General features: G+C 38.7%; 17 protein-coding genes. 3 read left to right on the plus strand and 14 right to left on the minus strand.

What is annotated here, in order from left to right; translation table 11 throughout:
- Window positions 1–131: 131 nt before the first annotated feature.
- From ACOB80_RS19525 to ACOB80_RS19560, 8 genes are all read right to left on the minus strand, one after another.
- Window positions 132–548, minus strand: a complete 417-nt coding sequence (locus tag ACOB80_RS19525; protein WP_473167553.1) for a hypothetical protein — start codon at window positions 546–548, stop codon at window positions 132–134.
- Window positions 549–862: 314 nt separating this feature from the next.
- Entirely contained in the window at window positions 863–2212 is a 1350-nt protein-coding gene (locus tag ACOB80_RS19530; protein ID WP_473167554.1) for a hypothetical protein, read from the minus strand.
- 58 nt (window positions 2213–2270) lie between these two features.
- Window positions 2271–2996 (minus strand): hypothetical protein, encoded by a 726-nt coding sequence (locus ACOB80_RS19535; protein ID WP_473167555.1) that lies wholly within the window; start codon window positions 2994–2996, stop codon window positions 2271–2273.
- Window positions 2997–3011: 15 nt separating this feature from the next.
- Window positions 3012–3239 carry an EexN family lipoprotein gene (locus ACOB80_RS19540; protein WP_473167556.1) on the minus strand — a complete coding sequence of 76 codons (228 nt, stop codon included), beginning with the start codon at window positions 3237–3239 and terminating at the stop codon, window positions 3012–3014.
- Window positions 3240–3300: 61 nt separating this feature from the next.
- Entirely contained in the window at window positions 3301–4863 is a 1563-nt protein-coding gene (locus tag ACOB80_RS19545) for a S8 family peptidase (RefSeq protein WP_473167557.1), read from the minus strand.
- A 12-nt stretch (window positions 4864–4875) separates the two neighbouring features.
- Window positions 4876–5838 carry a hypothetical protein gene (locus ACOB80_RS19550; RefSeq protein ID WP_473167558.1) on the minus strand — a complete coding sequence of 321 codons (963 nt, stop codon included), beginning with the start codon at window positions 5836–5838 and terminating at the stop codon, window positions 4876–4878.
- Window positions 5839–5951: 113 nt separating this feature from the next.
- Window positions 5952–8891 carry a serine/threonine-protein kinase gene (locus ACOB80_RS19555; RefSeq protein ID WP_473167559.1) on the minus strand — a complete coding sequence of 980 codons (2940 nt, stop codon included), beginning with the start codon at window positions 8889–8891 and terminating at the stop codon, window positions 5952–5954.
- Between the two features lie 207 nt (window positions 8892–9098).
- Entirely contained in the window at window positions 9099–11228 is a 2130-nt protein-coding gene (locus tag ACOB80_RS19560; RefSeq protein WP_473167560.1) for a winged helix-turn-helix domain-containing protein, read from the minus strand.
- Window positions 11229–11350: 122 nt separating this feature from the next.
- On the opposite strand from ACOB80_RS19560, the gene ACOB80_RS19565 reads away from it, so the two are divergent.
- From ACOB80_RS19565 to ACOB80_RS19575, 3 genes are all read left to right on the plus strand, one after another.
- A complete protein-coding gene (locus ACOB80_RS19565; RefSeq protein WP_473167561.1) occupies window positions 11351–11602 on the plus strand; it encodes a hypothetical protein in 252 nt (83 codons plus the stop codon).
- A gap of 426 nt (window positions 11603–12028) precedes the next feature.
- Window positions 12029–13165, plus strand: coding sequence for a ParB/RepB/Spo0J family partition protein (locus ACOB80_RS19570; protein ID WP_473167562.1), 1137 nt, complete (start codon window positions 12029–12031; stop codon window positions 13163–13165).
- 65 nt (window positions 13166–13230) lie between these two features.
- Entirely contained in the window at window positions 13231–13968 is a 738-nt protein-coding gene (locus ACOB80_RS19575; protein ID WP_473167563.1) for a 4'-phosphopantetheinyl transferase family protein, read from the plus strand.
- 770 nt (window positions 13969–14738) lie between these two features.
- Here ACOB80_RS19575 and ACOB80_RS19580 read toward each other — a convergent pair.
- From ACOB80_RS19580 to ACOB80_RS19605, 6 genes are all read right to left on the minus strand, one after another.
- Window positions 14739–15581 (minus strand): class I SAM-dependent methyltransferase, encoded by an 843-nt coding sequence (locus ACOB80_RS19580; protein ID WP_473167564.1) that lies wholly within the window; start codon window positions 15579–15581, stop codon window positions 14739–14741.
- Window positions 15582–15646: 65 nt separating this feature from the next.
- Entirely contained in the window at window positions 15647–16363 is a 717-nt protein-coding gene (locus tag ACOB80_RS19585; RefSeq protein WP_473167565.1) for an ABC transporter ATP-binding protein, read from the minus strand.
- Between the two features lie 31 nt (window positions 16364–16394).
- Window positions 16395–17654, minus strand: coding sequence for an efflux RND transporter periplasmic adaptor subunit (locus ACOB80_RS19590; RefSeq protein WP_473167566.1), 1260 nt, complete (start codon window positions 17652–17654; stop codon window positions 16395–16397).
- 48 nt (window positions 17655–17702) lie between these two features.
- Complete coding sequence (locus tag ACOB80_RS19595) at window positions 17703–20135, minus strand: ABC transporter permease (RefSeq protein ID WP_473167567.1); 2433 nt, start codon at window positions 20133–20135, stop codon at window positions 17703–17705.
- 357 nt (window positions 20136–20492) lie between these two features.
- Window positions 20493–21230: a thioesterase II family protein gene (locus tag ACOB80_RS19600; protein ID WP_473167568.1), complete on the minus strand. Its 738-nt coding sequence runs from the start codon at window positions 21228–21230 to the stop codon at window positions 20493–20495.
- The coding region (locus tag ACOB80_RS19605) for a thioesterase domain-containing protein (RefSeq protein WP_473167569.1) at window positions 21230–22379 on the minus strand (1150 nt) is incomplete at its 5' end. The genes ACOB80_RS19600 and ACOB80_RS19605, both read right to left, overlap by 1 nt.

Consider the following 22379-nt stretch of genomic DNA (forward strand, 5'->3'; position numbering starts at 1 on the left):
TGGGACTGTTATCAAACCCATAACGAGTGTGAGCATTAGCAAAAAATAAACGTAAATATTTAGCGCGAGTTTTAACCTGTTAGACCTAAAAACATCTAGCAGACAAAACCAAACGCAAGAGAAAGATGAAACTAGCTAGCGTAGGTAATTCGAGATTTGTATTGTAAGTTCCCGTCTTTCCAGCCGGAAATACGAGATGAATGAGAGTTATGACTTAATTGCTCATACCAATGAACAACCAATGGTGGGTTGGCAAGATGTTTGAACTGCCCTGCCGACAGCTTGATCTCGAAAAACTCAATTTCGAGAACATAATTTGGAGACGTTTGCACTTCACAGTTAAAAACAGAAGCACTCGCCCTTAACGAACGCGGCAGATTAAACACATCTTCCGGTTGCTCTTCATCAACAGAAACATTCGTTGTGCCAACTTTCGACACTTTTACCACATGCGAGGTAATTTCATAACCAGATTTAGAGATCGGCAGCGCATTAGCTGAATTTGCTAATACGATTAAAAACAGAGCTACCGTTAAACTACGCCACATAATGCTAAATAAATTCCGTTGTTAAACTAGATATTGGGACAGGAATTGGTTTTTCAAGAGAGACTATCGAAAAGTAAATGTTTGCACCTAGAGCTGGCTATTATATTTATCCTGTCTCTATGTAACTAAATAATGTGAACGCTTGCGTCACAGGCTAAGCAATTTAACCTGAGTGATAAAAACGGTTTTATCAGCATTCTTTAAATCACAGCATTGATGAAAAAGTTTGAAAACTTATCATTTCAAACTAAACCCAACAAAGGGACAGCTAATACGCTATCCCTTTTTATTCATTTTCGAAAAATGTTGGCTGACTAGATTTTTAACCAACTATAGTGGATAGATTCCGCTAGCGCTTTGTCTTTAAAGATTAACGATGGAGCACGGCCATAGCCAATATCGTTAGCGATGGTTATGTTGCCATCAGTAACACTCGGTGAAAAAACAATATCTCTTTTGTTACCTACCGCAGTTAATTCTAAAATTAAGTTGCCATTTTCTATACGCCAAGGGAACGACATAGATTCGCCATTTTCTACCACAGTTGCTTCTGTTGCACTAAAAGTGATTTCATTTAATATAGGATCTGGCTCAAGCTCGCTTGGCGAACAGTAATCTGCGTCACAGAAACTATCATCATTCAAAAAGTAAAATGTATTGCCACTAAAGTCTGACGTAGACCAATCCAGAGCATGTTGAATACTGTGAGGTGATGTAACGATTAGGTCTTCATCAGCAATTGGTACCTGCAGTGCTAAGTCAGCAGACACATATAAAAATACATCGCCTTCACCACCAAAGTTCACCGTGTCGCCGTCAATGGTATATGAAATTGGTGTACCACCGTTCATAGAAACTTGCCCTTGGTCAAAAGTAACCGTTTGAATTCCTTCTCTAGCATAAGCATCAAAGTTAGTACTAAACATATGTAGATCGCCGTCTAAATAATCTTCTAAAGACGTAATCGCTTTGACATGTGACACTTGACCGCCATTGATAACAATATTCACGGTATCTAGATCGGTACCTGAATTAATTAATTCAGCGTTAATATAATCAGAAACTTGTACTGCATAGGACGATAAAGAGTCGGATTCATTGTCGTCTAAAGAAGCCGATAACACTCTAGTTAAACTGCGAGCTATCGCGTGAGCATGAGCAGCGTCATTACTTTCATCGCTCACATAGTCGCCTTTTAATGTTGCTTCATCTAAAGCTAACTCAGCAGCGATGTCTGCCATCGTTTTACTCGAGTCTAAATAATCTAGGGTCGTAAACGGCGTTACTACCTTCTCACTGTCACTGTTAATTTCAGCGACTAATTGATAGCTATTACCAACAAAACCAACACTGTCTTGATCTTTAGTTTGTCCTGCAGTAATCGTTGCTTGTACGGTACCTGCTGAGAAACTATCGGGTAAAGTAATTTGCCCTTGTTCATCAGTTACACCAACAGCCTGACAGCCACTTTCACCGGTTGGGATCACGCAAACTTCAGCATTACTTAAATAACCATCAATTACTTTGACGGAAATCGCTTCAGGCGTTGGTACAGGGGTTGGCTCTTTAACAATATCGTCTGAGCTCGAAGAGCCACCGCTACCGCCACCACAAGCAGCTAATGTTAGAAGGCCTAGCGCTGACAAAGTTGTTTTTTTATACATATTCATACTTCTCTATAAATGTTAAATTTTCGCTGTGTTTAGGTTTCGCTGTAGCACTTTAAAAGTCACTTGCGGATTCATTTGCTTGCTGAATAAATGCCTCTTGACGCTTATACTCTTCTAGTTTTGAGTAGAGTGTGGCTTCACAAGGCTTGTCATCACTAAAGCAGTCATATTCAGCCCAGCCATAGTGTTTGTTGTAGTGAAATACATTGGAATGAACAAATAACGGGCTGGTGTTTAATCCGTATTGTGCCTGCCAAGGTTTTTCGCTCGGTGAGTTAGGCGCCATCCCTCGACCAAATGTAAGATCCAGCGCTGTCAATAATGCTTGTCCGTCAGCACCATTGTTGGTTTTTAATGTGACTGAATATAAACGATTATCAAAGTAACCAAACTGAATGTCCGACAGTTTTGCGCCACCAATTCGCTTGTCCAAATCACCCTTGTATTTGTAAATAGTAATTAAGCCATCTCGCTTAATTAGCGTCATATCTTCGCTTAACGGTTGACTCCAATTGAACTGACGAAAACCGCCAATCGTGTCCCTTTTACCGCCAACATTAAACTCACTGCCATCTTTATGCTTTGGAGCCATCAAAGGCTTGTCGTTGTACCACCATTTAGCGCGGCTTTCTGCATTGCGTTTTTGTGCTTCTTGCCAAGACTCTTTAATGGAGCCAACCGTATCAGAAACGCTGGCGCTCACTGAATCCATTGTTGATTGACAGCCTTGAGTCAACAATACTGCAGAGATCATAAGTGGTAATTTAAGCTTTAACATAGACATACTCCTTGATTAACCGCCCAACATGTTTTTCAGCAGGTTAGAGCCCGCTTTGCTCATTGCTTTTTGTGCGTTTTTACACTTTTCTGAAAGCTCGTCTTGCATCATTTCTTCTTGGCACTCTTCCAGAACTTCAGCCAATAATTCAGGATCTTTTACAAGTTCTTCAACCGTTGGTGTGCCACATGCGGTTAGTAGAAATACCGGGGCAACAAGCAAGGTTTTTCTTAGTAAATTCATTTCGTTTTCCTTTTTCTGATTTCTTCGATGGAATGTAAATTAGTTAGTGAGCCGATTAGCTTTACGGACATATGCTTGGCTTTTCTGCATTTGAAACATCAACAGGATAAATAAGGTCATCGCTGCAAGACTCTGTACTACAAAGCTTCACACCATAGTCGTATTCTTCGGTGTTGATATTGTCGAGTAAGACAATTGACTGGTTTGAGCTAAGCACAAGTTCAGCGTTTTCTTCTAACAGCAGCTCACCTTTAGCGACGCGTACTAGTTGAATGTCGTTTTCCAGTGAATCGCCCGACTCACCGAGAACCAGTTCATATAGTTCGCAGATACGTGCAGAGTTACCCAAGTCTGAAAGGTAAAGAGTTTGATCACACTCGTTTAAAGAAGATAAAGCGTGTCTTAATTTGTAAGGCGACTCACCAGAGGTTGCAGTTAAATAGTTCATCATGCGCTTAGCATTAACTAAACCTGCACCACAGCGATCACCAGAGCAGTCTTCGTCAGCTAGCTCAATATTAGTGTTCATTGGCTGAGCGGTTGATTTCATCAAGCCTATAATTTCATCATGACTTATCGTTAAATCATGTTGTAAAGCTAAGCCATGAATTGAAACGGCAAGCGGTGTCGCAAAAGACGTACCTTCCCACCACCCCGTGGTTCCTTGGAAACTATATGACATGACATCGTAACCAGCGGTCATGAAGTCAACAGCTGCACCGAAATTTGAATCAACCCATTTAGTGCGTTGTTGGTTCGTTCCACCCACTAACACCACGCCGTCACATTTAGAAGCGACTTCAATATTATGATTTCCTGCTGAGGCATATATCTGCACGCCAGCGTCAACGGCGAAATTGATGGCATCTTGCACATACTCGCTACACTCGCCATTCATAACTTCACTGGATATATTAATAATATCGACTTTGGCAATAACAGGAGCATCCTTTACTACGCCGCCTGCAGCGTAGCGAATAGCATCAGCAACATCGATGTTACGAGCCATATTGCACTCAAAAGCACGGACTGGAATTAACTCTGCATCTAGCACGCCAGCAATACCAATACCATTGTTTGCAGTCGCACCTATAACGCCACCAACAGCATTACCATGCCCGGTTTCACACTCATTTGGATCGTCTAACGAACGCCACTCAGGGTTAATAACCTGGCCGAATGCTTGGAAAAAGTTATGACCTTCGTCTGCTTTCCATTGAATGTCCTCATGTTCATTAAAGCCGCCGTCAATAACTGCGATGCGCAGTTTTTTGTTTTGATTTGACGTATTTACCGCAGCATTTATTTCACTCGAGCCAAGATTCGTTTGGTAAGGAACATTACTCGGCCATTGGCTTGGATCTTGCGAATGCCAGTAATACATCTGTAAGTAATCTTCATCATTTGGCTCTGATACTGATTGCGTTAATCCACTATCATTACTTTTAACGCTATCAGCTTCACTTTCTTTATCTAACTTTGAACGGTTAATTAATGGTGTAAACGAATGTTTTGGTATCTTTAGCCATTGCTCTTTATTAACTCCTGATAAAGTGTCAGCTTGTTCAGCACAAACAACGGGCGCTAACGCAAGAATTAAACTAGTTAATAATGCTTTTTTCATAATGCTTCCCTTTTACTCTGCGTCGCAAGTAGATGGCGTACCTAGCACACCTACTAATTGGTTTAAAAATTGATAATTGCCGGTAAAAGACCACTTTCCATCGCTAAATTGACCTAGATCATCGTTGCCAATGATGGCTGAAAAAGCGTCGTATTCAGGAATATACTGATATGTTGAGATTGGCAAAGAAGGTGCATCAGCGTTTAGCGCTGCAATTAAATTTAGTGCCGAAAGAATATTATCTGATTGCGCTTGCGCGACTGTCTTTTGTTGAGCTAACGCTTGAATTAACTCACTTTCTGTCATTGTTGAAGATTGATATTGAGTGAGCGCAGTTGATAGCAACTGGTTTTCACCAATGGCATTAGCACTGTCTCTCGCTGTTTGAAGCGTTGCCTGAAACTCTTCAGCGAGTGTTTGTTTTTTGTTCAAGCTTATAGCGCCAGCATAATAAGCTGCTTGAATATATTTAGGTGCGACATTTTCTAAGTCGTCAAATTTAAAAACCTTGCTTTGTTCCTGCCAGATAGTAGCTTCATCGATAACAGCTTCAGCAGAACTATTTGTTAATGTTAAAACAAGTTCAACAGTTGCCTCTTGCCCTTCAACTTCACCAGTTACGGTTAGCCTTGTTTGTTCGTCATTTTCTAGCTCATCAATGGTAATAGTAAGCTGTTGTTCAACTACAGCTGCAGATATATAAGAACGCACAGGTTCAGTAGCAAAAGTATAATTAATACTTTCTGTACTGTTAGTACTTTCATCTAAATCAAGGGTAATTGTTGACTGCTCATCACCAGCAACATTTTGATTTTCAGCTGACGCTAATGAAAGAGAATATGTGATTGGTGTTGGTTGAGGTGTTGGCTCTGGAGTATTGTCATCAGAGCTTGATGACGAACCGCCACCACCACATGCCATTAAAGATAATGAAATAGCGCTAGCTAAAATCACCTTGTTGTATGTTTTAATCATTTGATTTCCCTAGTACGACTTTACGCGTCAAAAAGGTATCAAATGACCAAAACTAAAAAGTACTGACGTATTGTTTCAAAATAACCACAATAAAAATTTACATTTTTTATTTATTATTTTCCTAGCTGCCCAACAAATTGATGATACAAAGAGTTGTCAGGAAAATGTTTATTCAACGCTTGCTTTACCGTGGCTAAGGCTTCACGCGTGTTCAGGTTGTCCTGCACTCTTGCTGCAAAGGCAGCTTCGACGATATTAACCTTTGTTCGCCAAGCGTTGTCAGGCAATAACGCTTTGTTAGACAGTATCGACTTAGCTTCATTTATCAAGGTCTCTGCATAACCAAGTTCATTAGCATTGATCATTATCATTGCTACTTTTAAATCTAAATCAATTTTATAAACTGAATACGATCTCTCAAAACCACTCCATGGTATTAACTTGTAGTACTGAGAAACGCTCGCTATATCGACAGATTGAGAAAATAATGATTGATACCACAAGAGTTCGATACGTTTACGTACTACTGATAACGCCGATTTATCATGCAATACTTCTTGATAGCCTTTAAAATAAATAGGGTTAGGAGAATCAATAGAAGAAACGTTCGCGATAGTGTCTAAATCGGCCATTAGCCCTTGATTTATGATTGCACCATAATCGACATTTTTTCTAGAAGATGTTGTGTTCAGTCGCTGTAAATCACGTTTTATGTTAGCCAGCAGTAACTCTGTATCTTTTGGCGGTGACGTTAGCGTGAGATAGTAGTCCTTAATAGTATTGGCAACTAACCCGACGACAAATGAAGTTCTTTCATTTTCAGCCGATGTTAAATAATAATCAAAATAGCGCTGTGCCACTTTTTGATATTCACCGAACTCACCAGCCGCTTCTAATGTGTTGAGCAAAACGTTCATCGCCTGCAAATATTGTGCACCGGTAATATCGGTATATTGCTCGGCTTGGTTCACCGCTTTTTCAGCGAAAGCTACGCTTTGTTGAGGGTTCGTATATAAATAACCTTTAGCTAACTCTCCATATCTCATTATTAAAACAGGATGATTAGCCCCCAGTACTTTTTCACTGAACTCTATAACAACCCGAGCATGTTGATCTGCAATTTTTGGCTGGTTCAAATGGTTATAGAATCTGACTAGAATCAACTCGCCGCGGGCAATATCATCCAACCCATTATTTTCTCGATGTAAAGCCAATGACTGATTGAGTAGTTTTACCCCTTCATGCAATAGAGGTTCGATATCTTTCTTGAAAACACTGTCATCTCGCTGTTCATAGGGATAAATGGTGTTGTTAGTAAATTCGAGTTCGGTTAGCAATCCCCGAGCTAAGAAGCCTGTTACTTCAGCTTGTTGCTTTAAAGATAAGTTATCCCAATAATGGTCAATCGTACCACGCAGCAAAAGCGTATGTTTGTAACTGCTTTCCACCCTAGCCTTAGAAGTGGTTTGGGTATATTTAATGCCGTCCATGTAACGATGATAAAAAATTGCTTTGGTAATGGAGTCAGGCACAACCTGCTCATCATCAATAAAATTAAGCCGTTTAACCAGTTGATTGGTATCTTCATCAATGAGATCCAAATCAAATAAGTGGGTGACCATTTGAATAAGGTTAGACGCAGCTTCATAGGCAATGTTAGGATCATTTAACCGTTCAACACCGTTGATTACCTTTTTATAAAGTCGACGAGCTTCAACCGTATACCCATTACTGTTGTAATTATTGGCGACGGTTAAAGTTAGCTGGGCGACTGAGTCATGATTTAATCGTTCGTCTTTTAAAATCTCTAATGTATTTTCAAGCAATATTTCAGGGCTAACGTCTGCATCATTATTTTTTTTTCGATCCATTAGTGCCAGTATTTGCGTCAGTTTTTGCGTCATCAAATCTGATTGTTCATTGGCTTTATGCAAACTTTCATTTTGAAAAAATAGCCCAAGCATCAGCCCAACGATAAACACAGTGCCAACAGTCGCACTAAGCGATGCCGCGCGATTTCTAGCAAAAACAAACTTACTAATACGATACCAAGGGCTCGCATTGTATGCCTTTACTACCTTATTCTTAACAAATAGCTCAATGTCTCGCTGTAACTCAAGCACTGACGCATACCGGTCTGTTAACCTTTCAGCGGTAGCCTTAACGACTATGCTGTTTAGCTCTCCAAGATAACGAAAATTGTTAGGTAACGAGGCGACAATTAGTTTTTCCAATATTTTGCCTAATGCATAAATATCGCTCAACGCAGTCGGCCGACTACCAGTAAGTAATTCAGGGCTTGCATAACTCTCGGTTAATGCATTTAAGTACATCGCATAAATAGAATTTTGATCGCTTTCTCTGCTGTTAAACATTCGAGCGATACCAAAATCGAGCACTTTTATTTCATTGTTTTTATCAATAAGAATGTTAGACGGTTTTAAGTCGGCATGAATAACCTGCATTTGATGCGCATGATTAATTGCCAAGCATATATCGCTAAACAGCGCTAATTTTTTGCTTAAAGGCATGGTCGACTGAGCAAACACCTCTTCTATCGTGTTACCGTCGACAAACTCCATAATAATATAGCGCTCACCAGTTTCACTAAGGCCAGCATCAAAGACCTTACCTATATTAGGGTGAGTAAGTTTAGCCATAAAGCCGGCTTCTCGGATAAGCGCTTGTTCACCGACCAGCTCTTCTAGCGAGCGATGTAGTACTTTAATCGCGACCGTTTGTTCGAACTGACCGTCACTTCGATATGCTTTATAAACGCTCCCCATCCCCCCTTGAGCTATTAGCTCCTTGAGGGTAAAAGCAGCAATTGTTTTACCAACAAGATCTCGTTCTGGCTCAAGTATTGTAGAACTTTCTTTAGCAAGCAATGACGACCAAAATTTAGTACCTGATTCTATATGGCGTTGGTCATCACCAATCATCTCCACTAGTTCATCAAATAACTCAGGGCGTTCAGCGCGCACTTGGGTTAAGAATTGATTTTGCTCAACGGGGGATAGAGAAACGGCCTTTATAAAATATTCGTACAACATATGGCTTAACACATCGAATGATTATGGCGCGGTAAGATAGCATTGTTCTTTGATTTTTATAAACTTATTTTCGAACACTAATAGACTTAGCCTATTTGAGTGAGTACATATAGGTTACTCCCAACCCAAACAGCGGGAGCAAGTAAAACAATTGCAGCGTTAGCTTCTAAAAATATTCGATAATTTTAACCGTGGTATTCCGCCTAGTTACCACTCTAAGATAACTAGTTTAGTTGAACCAATAGATTGCGCCATTGAAACGCATAAGTTGCTTTCAATATCTATAGGGTCGGCACAAGCGGAATTAATATCAGGCCCTTGAGTCTCTGTCTTTAGGTTATATGATGAAAAGCTTCCCAAATTATTCTCGTAAATCAAAACATCATCATCTATTAGCCATTTTGAAGTACTAGAAATATCATCGAAAACTTTTGATTCTTGACCAGAGCCGTCATAACGCCATAAACCATCAGCATAAATTTTGAAGTAATAAATATGAGTATCGTTAGTGCCAAGTAAGACAGTTCCCGTAGGACCCAATGCTGCAATGTTACTATTATCGAAGTCTACGTTGGATTGGAAAACTTGTGGGATGTCTTGGCTATACCTAATAAATATCAATTTTTCCTTTGTAAATTCAGGAGAATACCCTTTTAACAAAACTTGATCACTTTCAACTGTTAGGTCGTCCTTAAAATCAATTAACTGTATCCGTCCATCAACTTCTACAGCTAATTTTTTATGGTAATAACTCACGGCCAAGCTATCAATCTCAAGGTTATCACTGAAAGAAGTTAACTGACTAGTTTCTTTCTTATCAATATCATATAGCCACAACTGAGCAATTCCAGTTTCATCTGAAACATAAATAATATACTTGTTTGAATAAAAGCTCGCGATTTTACTATCTACATTTGTTTCAGGAGTGAAATCTATCTGCTTGCCTGATTCCATATCAACCAAAAGAAGATCTCTGTTATAAAAATTACCATTTACGAACGCTACTCCTCCTTTAGCCGTAGTAATGTTATATATGTTACTTTGTATTGGGACGTGGGTTCGTTGTACTTCTTTGTCTTCATCAAAATCGACTATTGTCAGTCCACCGATATGGTTTTTATAAGCTAGCTTTTCTCCATTCCATGCGGTAGAAAAACTCACATTAGTAAGCTTCTCCTTCCACACAGTTTCCCAATCATTCGTAATATCAACCATATGTATTTCGGAGTGTAATCCACCAATACTGGACAAAAGAATGACATAGTTTGAGTTTTTCGCAGTAGCAATGTTATAAATTCCCACCCCGTTAGAACTTTCGTGTTCGATTCTTTGTTTTTGTCCGGTCAACAAATTACCAAGATAAAGTCTGGAGTTTAACCCTCCTAATTCAGCATCTGAAAAGAGGATTTGTTGCTTATTTAGAACGGCTATCGACGATGCAACTGATTCTGGGTTACACGAAAATAATTTAGTATATTTATGATTCTGCCCTTCTCGATCGATATTAACTTTAACAATCTTACAGTGCGAATCATTGTACGATCTTAGTATCAATTCGTCTTTACTGAGCCACGTCGGTTCGCGAAGGTTTCTATCTTCTAACGCTAATATCAAGCTATTAGCGTAATACCTGTCTACAATCTTTATTTTCCAGAATGGTTCACTTACATGCTTAGATGAGTATGCGATTAAATCTTCATCATCGTTGTAAGCTATCTCCATTTTAAAGTTTTTATTTTCTAAAAGTTCAACAAAGTTAGCATTATTCAATAAATTTGGCTTTGGTTTCTCTTGCGGCACCAAATAAGAAGTTGCGATGATAATATGCACCAAGACAACAACAAAAAGCATTAATAGCAAATACTTAGATTGAAAAACGAACTTTTTTGGTGAACTTTTTTCTGGTTGCTTACCGTTCGAATTAACACTATCAGGGCCTTGTACAACTAATTCTTCTGTTAAGAGTTCAAGCTCAACTTTTTCATCGTCAGGAGCGCATGGTACGTCCTTTATGTTTTCGACCTCTAAATCAAAAGTGTACCCCTTTTTTGGGGTATTTTTTATAATAGAACCTTCGATACCTAGCTTTCTAAGTTTTGTTCGCAGCAAAGAGACAACACGACTGAGAGAGTTTTCACCCGCTTCACTACTACGCCAGTGTCGCAAAAAATCCTCATAACTGATTAAGGTTTTCGGCTTAGTAACAAGTAAGCTTAAGACGGTACATTCAAGGTTATCTAACTTTATTTTTTGGACATCAGAAGTGTAATCAAGTGAATTAACAGTTGAATTTACACTATCAAACTTGACACGTCCTTCCAGGATAAAGCAAGACAAAACAATACCTTACGGTAATAAAAAAACTATATAAAAACTTTATAATAGTTTTATAAATACTTCAAGGTAAAATGAAAATATAAATCTAACGCAATTAACAAGCACTTAACATGGAGTTAACTATGACCAATAAAAATCGCTTAATTATAACTACCGCTTTATTCGCCGTTTTTGCTGCAAAAGCAAATGCAAATCCCTTATTTGATATTTTTAAAAATTTTCAAAATTGGATCATTACGGAAAGTATCACACAAGCAAACAATGGGAACTCTCCTACAGCACAAAACAATCCAATCTGTAAAGATTTTCCTTTTTGTACTGCCGTTGTGCCTGGTTCACCCGTAGAAACAGAAAATGACGACAAAGAAGAATAAACACACCCCATATATTCATTTTGATAAGATGGAACATACCTATGGAACGTAAGGATTTAGAACAGCTGTTAAAAACTACGTTTACAAAAGCCTATAGTATGGGAAAAATTGACTCTAGAGATGGAGTTCATATCAATGTCGACGTGCTTTTTGAGCACTTTTTGGCTACTGAAGATTTACTAGAACTAAAAAACGAACAAAAAAATCAAAATATAATGTCGTTTAAACCTCTAATGGTAAGTTCATCGCCCCCAAACTAACCTCACAACACAGAAACACTCAAAAGTGTCACTGGAGTTTAGAAAACTTCATTAGAAAAGAGCCTGAAATTCAGGCTCTTTTCGTATATTGAATAATAGTCATTTCTTGCCTGACTATGTTAAGCTAAAGTAAATATGTGTGTTGGGTTTTTAATGGGGTTGAAAGTTGGTTCAAATATCACTTGAAAGTGAATTATTGTCTGTTTTGAACAGCAAAAATTCAGATAATTTTGTAAAAGAAGAGCAGTACAGTTACAAATCCATTTTTTTGGCACAAATCGTTTCTGATGATACCAACCCTAGATTTTTACCTGCGATCACTATTTCTGATATCCATGCATATCAGTTTGTTTCTAGGCAGTTATCAAAACAGCAATTGATGAATATATACAATGCTAATGGAAAAGTGCTTATTGGCAAGGCATGCATGGTTAACTGCTGTAAATACGGTTCGATTGAATGGAAAAAAGCAAATCAAACCATAGAATCGATCATTGAACTTGCCGACAACGTCGCAGTTTCCGAAATTATCCAAGTTCCGACGATTTATCCAATAGAAGATAACGCCTATCGAATATTGACTGGCCACAGACGTTTTTTCGCCATGGTATACAACGACGGCATAGACGGCGCAGCACATTTTAAAGTTTATGAATCTAAACCTTTATTGTTAAAAACAAAGCAGTTTCAAGAAAATGCAAGCCGTGAGGAATTACCTCAATACGGTAAACTTAAAGCCTTCCAAGACGCACTAAGAGAAGTAGAAATATTAAATCAATCCAAAAAGCGCTTAGGACAAAAGGCATTAACAGTAAGAGATTCAGCAAGTCTACTGGGCATTTCCATGGGTGCTTACGATAATTACAATGTGTTAACTCGATATCCTGCGGTTATTGACTCATTTGAAAATGGAAATTCGGAACCCTTAGTAACAATAAAAAAGTTGATACTAAGAACGGAAAAAGCGTATAAAAAGAAACATAATATAAGCAAGCTAAACGTCCACGATAAAAAAGAGATAAATACAAAGCTTGCCGCCTTCTTTAACCCTAAGGATAAATCGGTCAAACTCGCTGATCTAACGTCTTCAAAAGGCGCTAAAGATGACCATTACAAAATTGGTAAAATTGAGTCACCTTACATTATTGAAACGCTCTTAAAAGGTAATGTTTGTGACATCGATTGTGGTGTCGATTGGGACTCTGTCAATTGGCAAGACCCTACAGAGCTTAATGAGTCATTAAGAACATTAATCTCTTACTTAAGTGAAAATGACCCAACAAAGAAGCAAGACGAGACCTGAAAGTGTGATAAACGTTTGTAACAGAGAGTTCACTGTTAAGATTGAGGCATGTTGAAGTAAAAAACATGCCACTCAATTTATTTACACAACAACAAGTACCCAATGATAAACATCAATTTTTAACTCAGCAGAGTATATGGCAACACGAAACACTGCCAATTACATTGTGCCTGAGTAACTACCATATTGAGCAATTTTCATCATCCCTATTCAAGCTTTACAACGTGGTAGCGCCAGATAGAATTTTGCAAGCGGTTAATAAACGCCAAGCAGAATACTTAGCAGGAAGGATCTGTGTACAGCAAAATATGCAATTTACCTTCCCAGGAACACGTAATACAACAGTAGGGGTTGGTAAAAATCGAGCGCCGCTGTGGCCAAATGGCATTGTTGGCTCTGTTACTCATGCTTCTAATGTGGCTGCTGCAGTGATAGGCCCCAGTGACAAATGTCGTTATTTAGGCATTGATATCGAGGACTTAATCTCTGAAAGTACACAAAAAGAGATAGCTGACCAAATACATACTGAGAAAGAAAGCGCGATAATGTTGCAAGCTGGCCTCAGCCCAATCGTCGCAACAACGTTAATTTTCTCGGCAAAAGAAGCGCTTTATAAGGCGCTTTTTCCAAGTGTAAATCAATTTTTCGGCTTCGAAGTAGCAACCGTTTCTGAAGTTTCGCTGTCTAACGCAACATTATCAATATCGATTGATAATAGGTTTGCAGAGCAACATTCGCTCTCCAATAATTACACCTGCCACTTTGCACTATTTGAACAGCACCTAATCACGTTAATTTATTAAAAAAGTTTGTCCTTAGAAATCTATATCTGGTTTGCCTGTCTAATATTTTTGACATTAGCGACAACGAATTTCTTTTCCATGACTACCGCCTACATAGGTATAGGGCCAAGTAGCGGCAATTAGACTACTGTAACCCTAAGAGTAACAGCGCTAGTCATTTTTTACGTTTACTTGTGTTAAATCGAATTCTTGCCACCTTTAAACATGTAATTCATATTGCTAACGACAAGGTAAAGTTTTTTGTTAATGTATTCATTCGCTATCACATCACTTATTAACATACTCAAGACTCAAGAGTGTCAGGTATTTTCATTAAATAAGCCAAAACGATAAACGTAATAATGATTAAAATAGTAAAAATGTCCAATTCACTTCTACTTTTACAAATACCAAAGCCGATAAAGTCAAATTGATTCAAAATTTACACTAAAGTCCAACTTACTTGGAAAAAGAGTTAATGGTTCAACTTTTCAGAGCCGCCAACACAATAAATGATCACGCGTTTATCAAGTTTCATTGTTTAAGGTTATCGACTGATGCAAATTTCGCTCACGCGTGAGACTTTTTGATGATGTGAGTTACCTACGAGTTTCTACCCTTTAAATTCACAAACAATTGAATCTCTCAATAGATATGTTTAATCAAGGTTCATTAAAACTAACTTACGTACCTTAAATACAGTCAATGGCTTACAAAACTCGTTTAAGTTTTTGCTGGCCGAACGCTTTACTTCCCAGCAGAGGCTACACGTTCGGCAATGGTAAGTAGAACTACGATTTCACTTTGACAAACTTGAGTGTCATGCGATCTGACTCTCCAATAGCCGCATATTTTTGCTTAGTTTCGTCACTGGTGTTTAATACTGGAGGTAATGTCCAAACGCCTTTTTCATAACCACCTTTGTCTTTAGGATTAGCGTTAATTTCGGATGTCTTAACCAATTTAAAACCTTGGGCTTCAACCAAACGAATAAGCTCAGACTCTTTAAAGCGACCTTTTTTGGCTGCCTGCTCTATAGTTCCCTCATAATCTTCACCAATTCGGTGTTGGACAATGGCCAAAACACCATCAGGTTTCAACATTTGCCAACTTTGCTCCAATCCTTCTGCAATCCGACCTTGATTTTGCCAATTGTGCATAGTTCGAGCAATAAAGACGACATCAACAGTTTCTTTGTCTATACCTAACCCACCAGTTTTTGGGATCCATGAAGCAATGGCATTTTTCCCGTATAGAGCTTCATTTTGTTTTATCTTTTCTGGATACTCTCGCAATATTTTTGCCCATTCAGGATCATCAGGGAAACGTTTAGCGTAGAAGTCAGGATCGTGGTTTAATCCAATGTAAGTGCCTTTATCTTTCAATAATGGCGCCAAAATACGCGTATACCACCCTCCGCCAGGAGCAACTTCAGCTACAACAGAATCACTTTTAATATCGAAGAATTTCAACACTTGTTCTGGATTGCGATATTCGTCTCGAACTTGATCTGCTTCGGTTCTATACGCGTTGTCATTAACCGCTTGCCATACCGTATCTTTGTCTCCAGCGATAAGCTGTAAAGGAGTTAGAGTTATTGCCACAATGGCATACGCTATCAATTTAATTTTCATTTTGTCCTCAAAAGGCTTCTTTCGTTGTTGTAAATAACACTTTAGACTGAGTCAATAGGGTTGAGTTACCCATTAACTGCACGCTTTTCATCTATCGCTGGCATCGATAAAATTTCTCCATCGAGCAACTTCAACTGAGTAGTTGCCCTATCAGCATATTGTGCCTCATGAGTTACCATACAAATCGTTGTACCGCTTTTGTTAAGCTCGTCTAAAACGTCCATAATTTGATCGCCAGTATTTGAGTCTAAGTTTCCAGTCGCCTCATCGACGAGTAAAATAGCAGGCTCTGCAACTAACGCTCGTGCTATTGCGATTCGTTGTTGTTGTCCACCTGATAGTTGATTCGGCTTATGCTGGGCACGATGATCCATTTTGACTAAACTCAAACATTCGTTTACTCGTTTTTCCATCTCTGCTTGACTCAACTTCTCTTTTCTATATCTCAATGGCAGCGCCACATTGTCAAAAACAGATAATTCATCAATTAAATTAAAAGACTGGAAAATAAACCCAATTTTACTATTTCGAATTTCAGCGGCTTCGTCCAACGTTAGGTTTGATACATCAACACCTTCAATAAAATACTCGCCACCGGTAGGCTCATCCAATAAGCCGATAAGAGAAAGTAAAGTCGATTTACCACACCCAGAAGGACCAGAAATAGATACATAGTCCCCTGAAGATATCGTTAAATTAACGTCTTTTAAGGCGTGAGTATCCATTTCTTCCGTTTCAAAGACTTTACTGATATTTTTCATTTGTAGTTTAATTTGGCTCATAGTCAGGATTTCCTGTTCAATTTATTCTTATTTACGATTTAATAATTAGTTGTTCAGCAGTCATTTTTAAGTTCGACACATCAGAGATAATAAATGCATCGTTTGGCTGTGCCCCTGAAACAATTTCGATGTATCGTCCCGCTTGACGCCCCAATTTTACTGGCTGCAATTGTGCGGTAGAAGCTTCGTTGTCGATCCTATAGAGCGAAATATCACTAAAAGGCTTAACATTCGCCGGGCGCTTAATATAAACAACTTGCTGTAATTTCTCGGCAATAATTGTCGCATCAACATTTAACTGCGGCCTTGCACTGTCAGGTAAGTCTTGTGGTAAGGCAATTTCAACTTCAACCATATTGTTCTGCACAATTGGATCGATGCGAGTAACCTTTCCTTCAATTTTGTCTCTTCTGGTATCGATCATCGCGATTTGTCCAACAGCAACTTGAAGAACTTGGCTTTGCGGAACTTGAACTAAAGCGATCAGGTCTTTAACGCTACCAATCAATGCGATTTCTTGCCCCGCCACCAGACTTTGTCCTAATTCGACGGATAAACGCTGTAATACGCCATCAAAACCTGCTTTTACCTCCAAGGCGTCTAACCGAGTTTGTCTGATATTCAACTGGCCTTGCTGCTGTTTAATTCGTTCCTTCTGAATGTTAACTGATTCATTATGCACTAATTTTAATTGTTCAATACGAGTTTGAAGAATATCAATACGCTTCGCCAATTGCTTTTCATTAACAACTGACTCTTGGAATGTAAGCTGCGAAACAATCCCTTCTTCAACCAAGTCTTCTTCTGCTTGCCTCTTTAACGAAGCTGTTTCATAAAGCGCAGAAAGTTCAGCTAAACTAGCATTCTCGTTCAACATTTCACGTTGGTTATTAAGTTTTAACTGACGCAGATTTGCTTTGATTTGCGCTAATTCTTGCTGTGCATTTTCAACTTCTTGCATCAGCTCAGTATTTTCAAGCCTAACAATCACACTGTTTGCAGTAACCTGAGCCCCAGGTTTTAACACAATTTCTTTGACCGTGGCAGCTGACAATGTCGTTAGCAACTGTTGCTTATGTGAACTTAATACACCAAACCCTTCAGTGATTACATCTAAGTCTCCTTTGGCGACCCGCTCAATCAGCAGGTTATCTCGAGATACAGCTACACCGCCTGACGTGCGCATAGCTAACAAGACTAAGCCCACTATAACAACAAGTATGCCGCCAATTTGTACTTTCTTATTTTGCAAAAAAGTACCTTGCTTTTTTTTGGCTTTGACTACGTCCATTATTTTATTCCTATCTAATTGATACCTATTAATGCAAGGACTAATGGCCTAATTATCGCCACGTAAAATACGGATGACAGGCGTATTAATGATGGCTCTTAGCGGCCAATAACACGCAAACAGCGTCATCACACAAATTAGCACCAGAGTTAGCACAAACAGGCTAATAAGCTGTACGTTAACGTAATTAACGACAAGCTCAGCATAACTAACATACAAAGCTAGCATTACGACGATACTCAATAGTATGCCCACCAGTACTGCACCGGTATTGTCCTTGACGATAAGCGAAACAACGTCAAGTCGTTTAGCACCAATCGCGAGCCTAGTCCCTAATTCAAACCTTCTCATTTGAGTTGAGTAGTTGATAACGCCGTAAAGACCAATAGTCGCAAGTAAAAAGGTTAATGTTGCTAGTACCATACTGGTAATTGCTGTCGTGTATTGAGTAAACAATATTTGATATCTGCGCTCGTCCAATGTGTGTAAGCGCATCAAATCTAATCGACTACTGACACCTTGCAGCACTTGAACAACTGATTCACGCGCTAGCGTTTGATTAGGCTTTAATTTAATCAAATATTCTGGCCATAAAGAAGAAACCATATATGAGCGCATCGGAATATCTTTAGCGCCAGGCATTTGAACACCCTTGACTACGCCAACGATAGTGTAAAGCTCTTTCATTATTTCAATTTTCAGGCCTATAGCGCTACCATTTCCTGCAATATGCTCGGCATAAACATCGTTGATAATAAGTACATTATTTCGCGACTTGATGTCAGAAGCGGTAAAGAAGTCCCCCTCTATCAACGGCTGTTCTACCATTTGAAAGTAACGTTCATCAACGGGTCGTGTACTAATTTCCAAATGCTCCTGCGTTGCTTCAACAACTTGCGCAAATCGGTTACCGTCAACAAAGACAGGCAAAGGTGTCATGGATTGTGTTACGTCAGCGACCTGCGGTAATGCTGACAAGTTAGTTTTTACTTCATCAATAATTGCCTTTTCTTGCTCTCGAGTTAGCTCTCTAAATCCATTAATTTTCATGTAAAGTACTGAGATATTCTCAGTTTCAAAACCCAACGGATTGTTAATAACTTTCAATGAGTCTCGAATTAGGCCCATGTTGATAAAGACCAAAATAGTGACAATAGTCACCTGTGAAATGACCAACCATTTTCGAACATTTTTGGACACCTGAATACCTGTACCTTTACCACTGGATTGCAGTGATGCATTAAGTACGCGGTAATTAATCATATTGGCAGACAGGCGAGCAAAAAACAAACCGAGAAACACAGCAATTAATATTGCTGAACCAAAGGTCGTCGCATTCAAGGAAAGTTCCTCTACTCGCGCAATTCGCTCTGCTAAAAATTGTTGTAATACCCAAAAACCCGCCGTCGCAATAATAAGAGCGACAATAACAGAAATAAAAACAACGAGCCCTGATTGCGCCAATAATGTTTTAAACATATGGCTTCTACTAGCACCAAATGCAGCTTGGATGGCAAGTTGTCTTCTCTGCTCAGCCGTTCGGGACATAAACAAATTGGTAATATTTGCACAAGCCACTAAAACTAAACCAATAACACCTGCGAGCAACATTAATACAGTGCTTTGATTATCTCCCAGGATAGCTTCTTTTAGCGGTTGAATTTCTAGCTTTTTTGACCACCCTTTTAAGTGCGCAAAACCTGCAACATTTTCTTGCCACACATCGTTATGCAGTGTAGTTAAACTTTGTTCAGCTTGTAGAACACTTACAGAATTATTTAACTTACCAACGAGTACACGTCTTGAGCTTACAAAACGCCATGAATCTCTGCTTGTTGAAGGTGTAACATTATAGTCCCAAGGGATAAAAACGTCCGTCGTTGCACCTTTAGAAAAAATTTGTGGTTCAACATACGATTTTGCTAAAACGCCGATAACTTTAAATGTATCGCCATTAATGGTAACGGATTGGTTTAAAATATCATTATCTTTATCAAACTCTTTTACCCAAGTGTCATAGCTCAATACAGCAACAGGGTTATAAGTATCTAATCCTTCTGTTTCTTCAAATACTCGACCAACGGCGATATTATTACCAAATAAATCAAACCACTCAGGTGTCACATAAGTTGCAGCTACATTTGGTTGGGTCGGTAAAGAACTAATTGCTCCCTCACCGTAATACAACATCGCTATTTGGCTAAACTGTTGTTGTTTTTTGTACATGTCAACTAAACTGGGATAAGCATAACGCCCTTTTCGACTCTCTCCCTGTTCATTGATATCAATGGTGTTTAGTTTGTAGAGCTGATGTTGGTCTTTATAAGGCAAGGGTTTAAAGATAACTAAATCTGCCAATGTTAAAATACATAAAAGTGCCCCTAAGGTTAAGCCTAAGGTACTAACAATCGTAAACAAAAAGCCTTTTTTGGCACGCAAGCCTGCCCACGCCTCTTTTAATAGATAAATACTATGGTTCATCCACTCAATCCTTTTGATACTTTACGGTATTTCAATCTTTTATATGCAGCTTGGTAAACCACTTAAGAGATCTATTTATCCGCAATAAGCATACTATTTTAAGTTTTATTGTAATTTACATTTTTATTAAAACATTCAATTGCTGGCTTTTCAGTTTCAACTTCTAGATAAGCGTTCACCTATTTGTCCATTTCATCAGAAGTGATGTAATCCACAACCTGATAACATTAAATGTGTTCTAGCGAAAAAACTTGCGAAAAAGAGTCTAATCACTATGGTTTTCAGTGTTAATTCATATTGCTCCTATCACGGGGCAATTTATATTGACTATCGCTAAATAAACTGAATTTACTATCGTTATTGAGATATAAAAATTTCATTTACTAGCTCAAGCATACGTTGAGGTTGACTATCAATAAAAAAGTGATCGCCCTCTATCTTATGTACTTCACAGTTTGAAGTGAAGTGTTGTTGCCAACTTTTTACATCTTTAAATATTACTGAATCGTCACGTGTTCCATACAGTACATGTGCCTTAGTATTCAGTTGTCGTTTATTACCAGCATAATTATCTACGATCTTAAAATCTGCTCGTATCGCAGGTAAAAATATTTCGATTAACTCCCTATTTTCTAAAACCTGTTCAGGTGTTCCTCCCATATCTCGGAGCTTTTCAATAAATTGTGACTCAGGCAAATTATAAATCGGCGCTACATTTCGTTCAGCTGATGGCGCAGGACTGCCCGAAGCAATAAAGTGAGTTGGAGGAGCAACCCCTCTATCCGTTAATTTTAACCCCACTTCAAAGGCAACTCTCGCACCTAAACTATGTCCTAAAAGAGCATATTTTCCATAAATGACTGACGCGATGTTGTCAGCAATCTCAGACGTTAATCTATCCATGCAATCGATTGGCTCTTCTGCAAGTCGGCATGCTCTTCCCGGTGTTTGTACTCCCAGAACAGTGACAGAACTTGGCAAATAATTGTGCCAATTAGCAAACGTAGAAGCGTTACCTCCAGCATATGGAAAACAAAACAGCGTCATATCTTGCGTGTTCGTTTTAGTATAACTAGAAAACCATTTTGACTTCATTATATTTTGATATCCTTACTCGAATGCAATACGGGAAGATCAGTTTCCGGTATACAAATTTTTTCTGCTGAATTAATGATTTCAGCGATATTGGCTACATGATTACCTGCTAAAATTGAAAAATGATTGCCATTTATCTTGTGCAGTTCAATCAGCGCTGTAGATAATAATTGCCAACTATTCTTATTAATACTGATATCTATACCTTTGCTGTCTTCAGTTGCACAAACCAAAATCATGCTTACAGGTTTAGAAAGTTTTGTCGGTTTGTATTTAAGGTAACAATTTTCATTCGCCAAATAAACTCTAAAAAACGAATTTATTTGTTGCTCTGTAATATCAACTCCCTGAATCGTGCATTGTTCGGCAATTGCTTTTGCAAATGGTTCAATCGATATCGTTTTTCTATTTTCAGTATCGATATCAAGATCTACTTGATATAAATTAGACATCGCAGCACACATAGAACGGAATAAATCAGTTTGCTTGTACTCTCTTTGTTGCTGAACAATTGCAGGGGCTAAAGAGTCTATCAATATCATTGATTCCACTTCTTCACCCTGTGCAAGTAGCTGATTCACCATTTCATAAACCACCGCACCACCAAAAGAGTACCCAGTTAATCGATAAGGCCCGTGAGGTTGGATGGTTTTCAGTGCTTTGATATTTTCTCTCGCGGTATCCTCAATTGACGTTAATGGTTCTTGTCCGGGAACTAACCCGACCCCTTGTAACCCATAAAATGGCTGCTCTGGTCCGAGTGCGTCACTTAAGAGCTTAAAGGACAAAATATTGCCTCCTGCTCCTGGTACAGCAAACACAGGCGTTTTATCACCCTTCGCTTGAATTGGTACCGCCAAACTTAATTCACTATCGTTATTCGATGTAATCAAAGATGTAAATTCCGCAATACAAGACTCAGTAAACAATGATGCTAATGGAATTGACTTGTCATACGCTTTATTAATTTTGGCCATTAAATTAACGGCGAGCAATGAGTGGCCACCACGTTCAAAAAAGTTATCGTATATGCCCAGTTCCCCAGCGGGTATCCCTAATACAGACGACCATATCTCCACTAACTGAGCTTCCACAGCATTACGTGCTGCCACATAAGTTTCACTCGACGTTAAGCTCACTTCCTTGCTC

The organism is Thalassotalea coralli, from assembly GCF_055786205.1.

Bases quoted from the DNA above. Each gene is read 5' to 3' on its own strand.
- ACOB80_RS19575 (WP_473167563.1), top strand. From the start codon at position 13,231: ATGCCACTCAATTTATTTACACAACAACAAGTACCCAATGATAAACAT.
- ACOB80_RS19550 (WP_473167558.1), bottom strand. From the start codon at position 5,838: ATGATTAAAACATACAACAAGGTGATTTTAGCTAGCGCTATTTCATTA.
- ACOB80_RS19555 (WP_473167559.1), bottom strand. From the start codon at position 8,891: ATGTTGTACGAATATTTTATAAAGGCCGTTTCTCTATCCCCCGTTGAG.
- ACOB80_RS19545 (WP_473167557.1), bottom strand. From the start codon at position 4,863: ATGAAAAAAGCATTATTAACTAGTTTAATTCTTGCGTTAGCGCCCGTT.
- ACOB80_RS19580 (WP_473167564.1), bottom strand. From the start codon at position 15,581: ATGAAAATTAAATTGATAGCGTATGCCATTGTGGCAATAACTCTAACT.
- ACOB80_RS19565 (WP_473167561.1), top strand. From the start codon at position 11,351: ATGACCAATAAAAATCGCTTAATTATAACTACCGCTTTATTCGCCGTT.
- ACOB80_RS19595 (WP_473167567.1), bottom strand. From the start codon at position 20,135: ATGAACCATAGTATTTATCTATTAAAAGAGGCGTGGGCAGGCTTGCGT.
- ACOB80_RS19540 (WP_473167556.1), bottom strand. From the start codon at position 3,239: ATGAATTTACTAAGAAAAACCTTGCTTGTTGCCCCGGTATTTCTACTA.
- ACOB80_RS19535 (WP_473167555.1), bottom strand. From the start codon at position 2,996: ATGTTAAAGCTTAAATTACCACTTATGATCTCTGCAGTATTGTTGACT.
- ACOB80_RS19590 (WP_473167566.1), bottom strand. From the start codon at position 17,654: ATGGACGTAGTCAAAGCCAAAAAAAAGCAAGGTACTTTTTTGCAAAAT.
- ACOB80_RS19525 (WP_473167553.1), bottom strand. From the start codon at position 548: ATGTGGCGTAGTTTAACGGTAGCTCTGTTTTTAATCGTATTAGCAAAT.
- ACOB80_RS19600 (WP_473167568.1), bottom strand. From the start codon at position 21,230: ATGAAGTCAAAATGGTTTTCTAGTTATACTAAAACGAACACGCAAGAT.
- ACOB80_RS19585 (WP_473167565.1), bottom strand. From the start codon at position 16,363: ATGAGCCAAATTAAACTACAAATGAAAAATATCAGTAAAGTCTTTGAA.
- ACOB80_RS19530 (WP_473167554.1), bottom strand. From the start codon at position 2,212: ATGTATAAAAAAACAACTTTGTCAGCGCTAGGCCTTCTAACATTAGCT.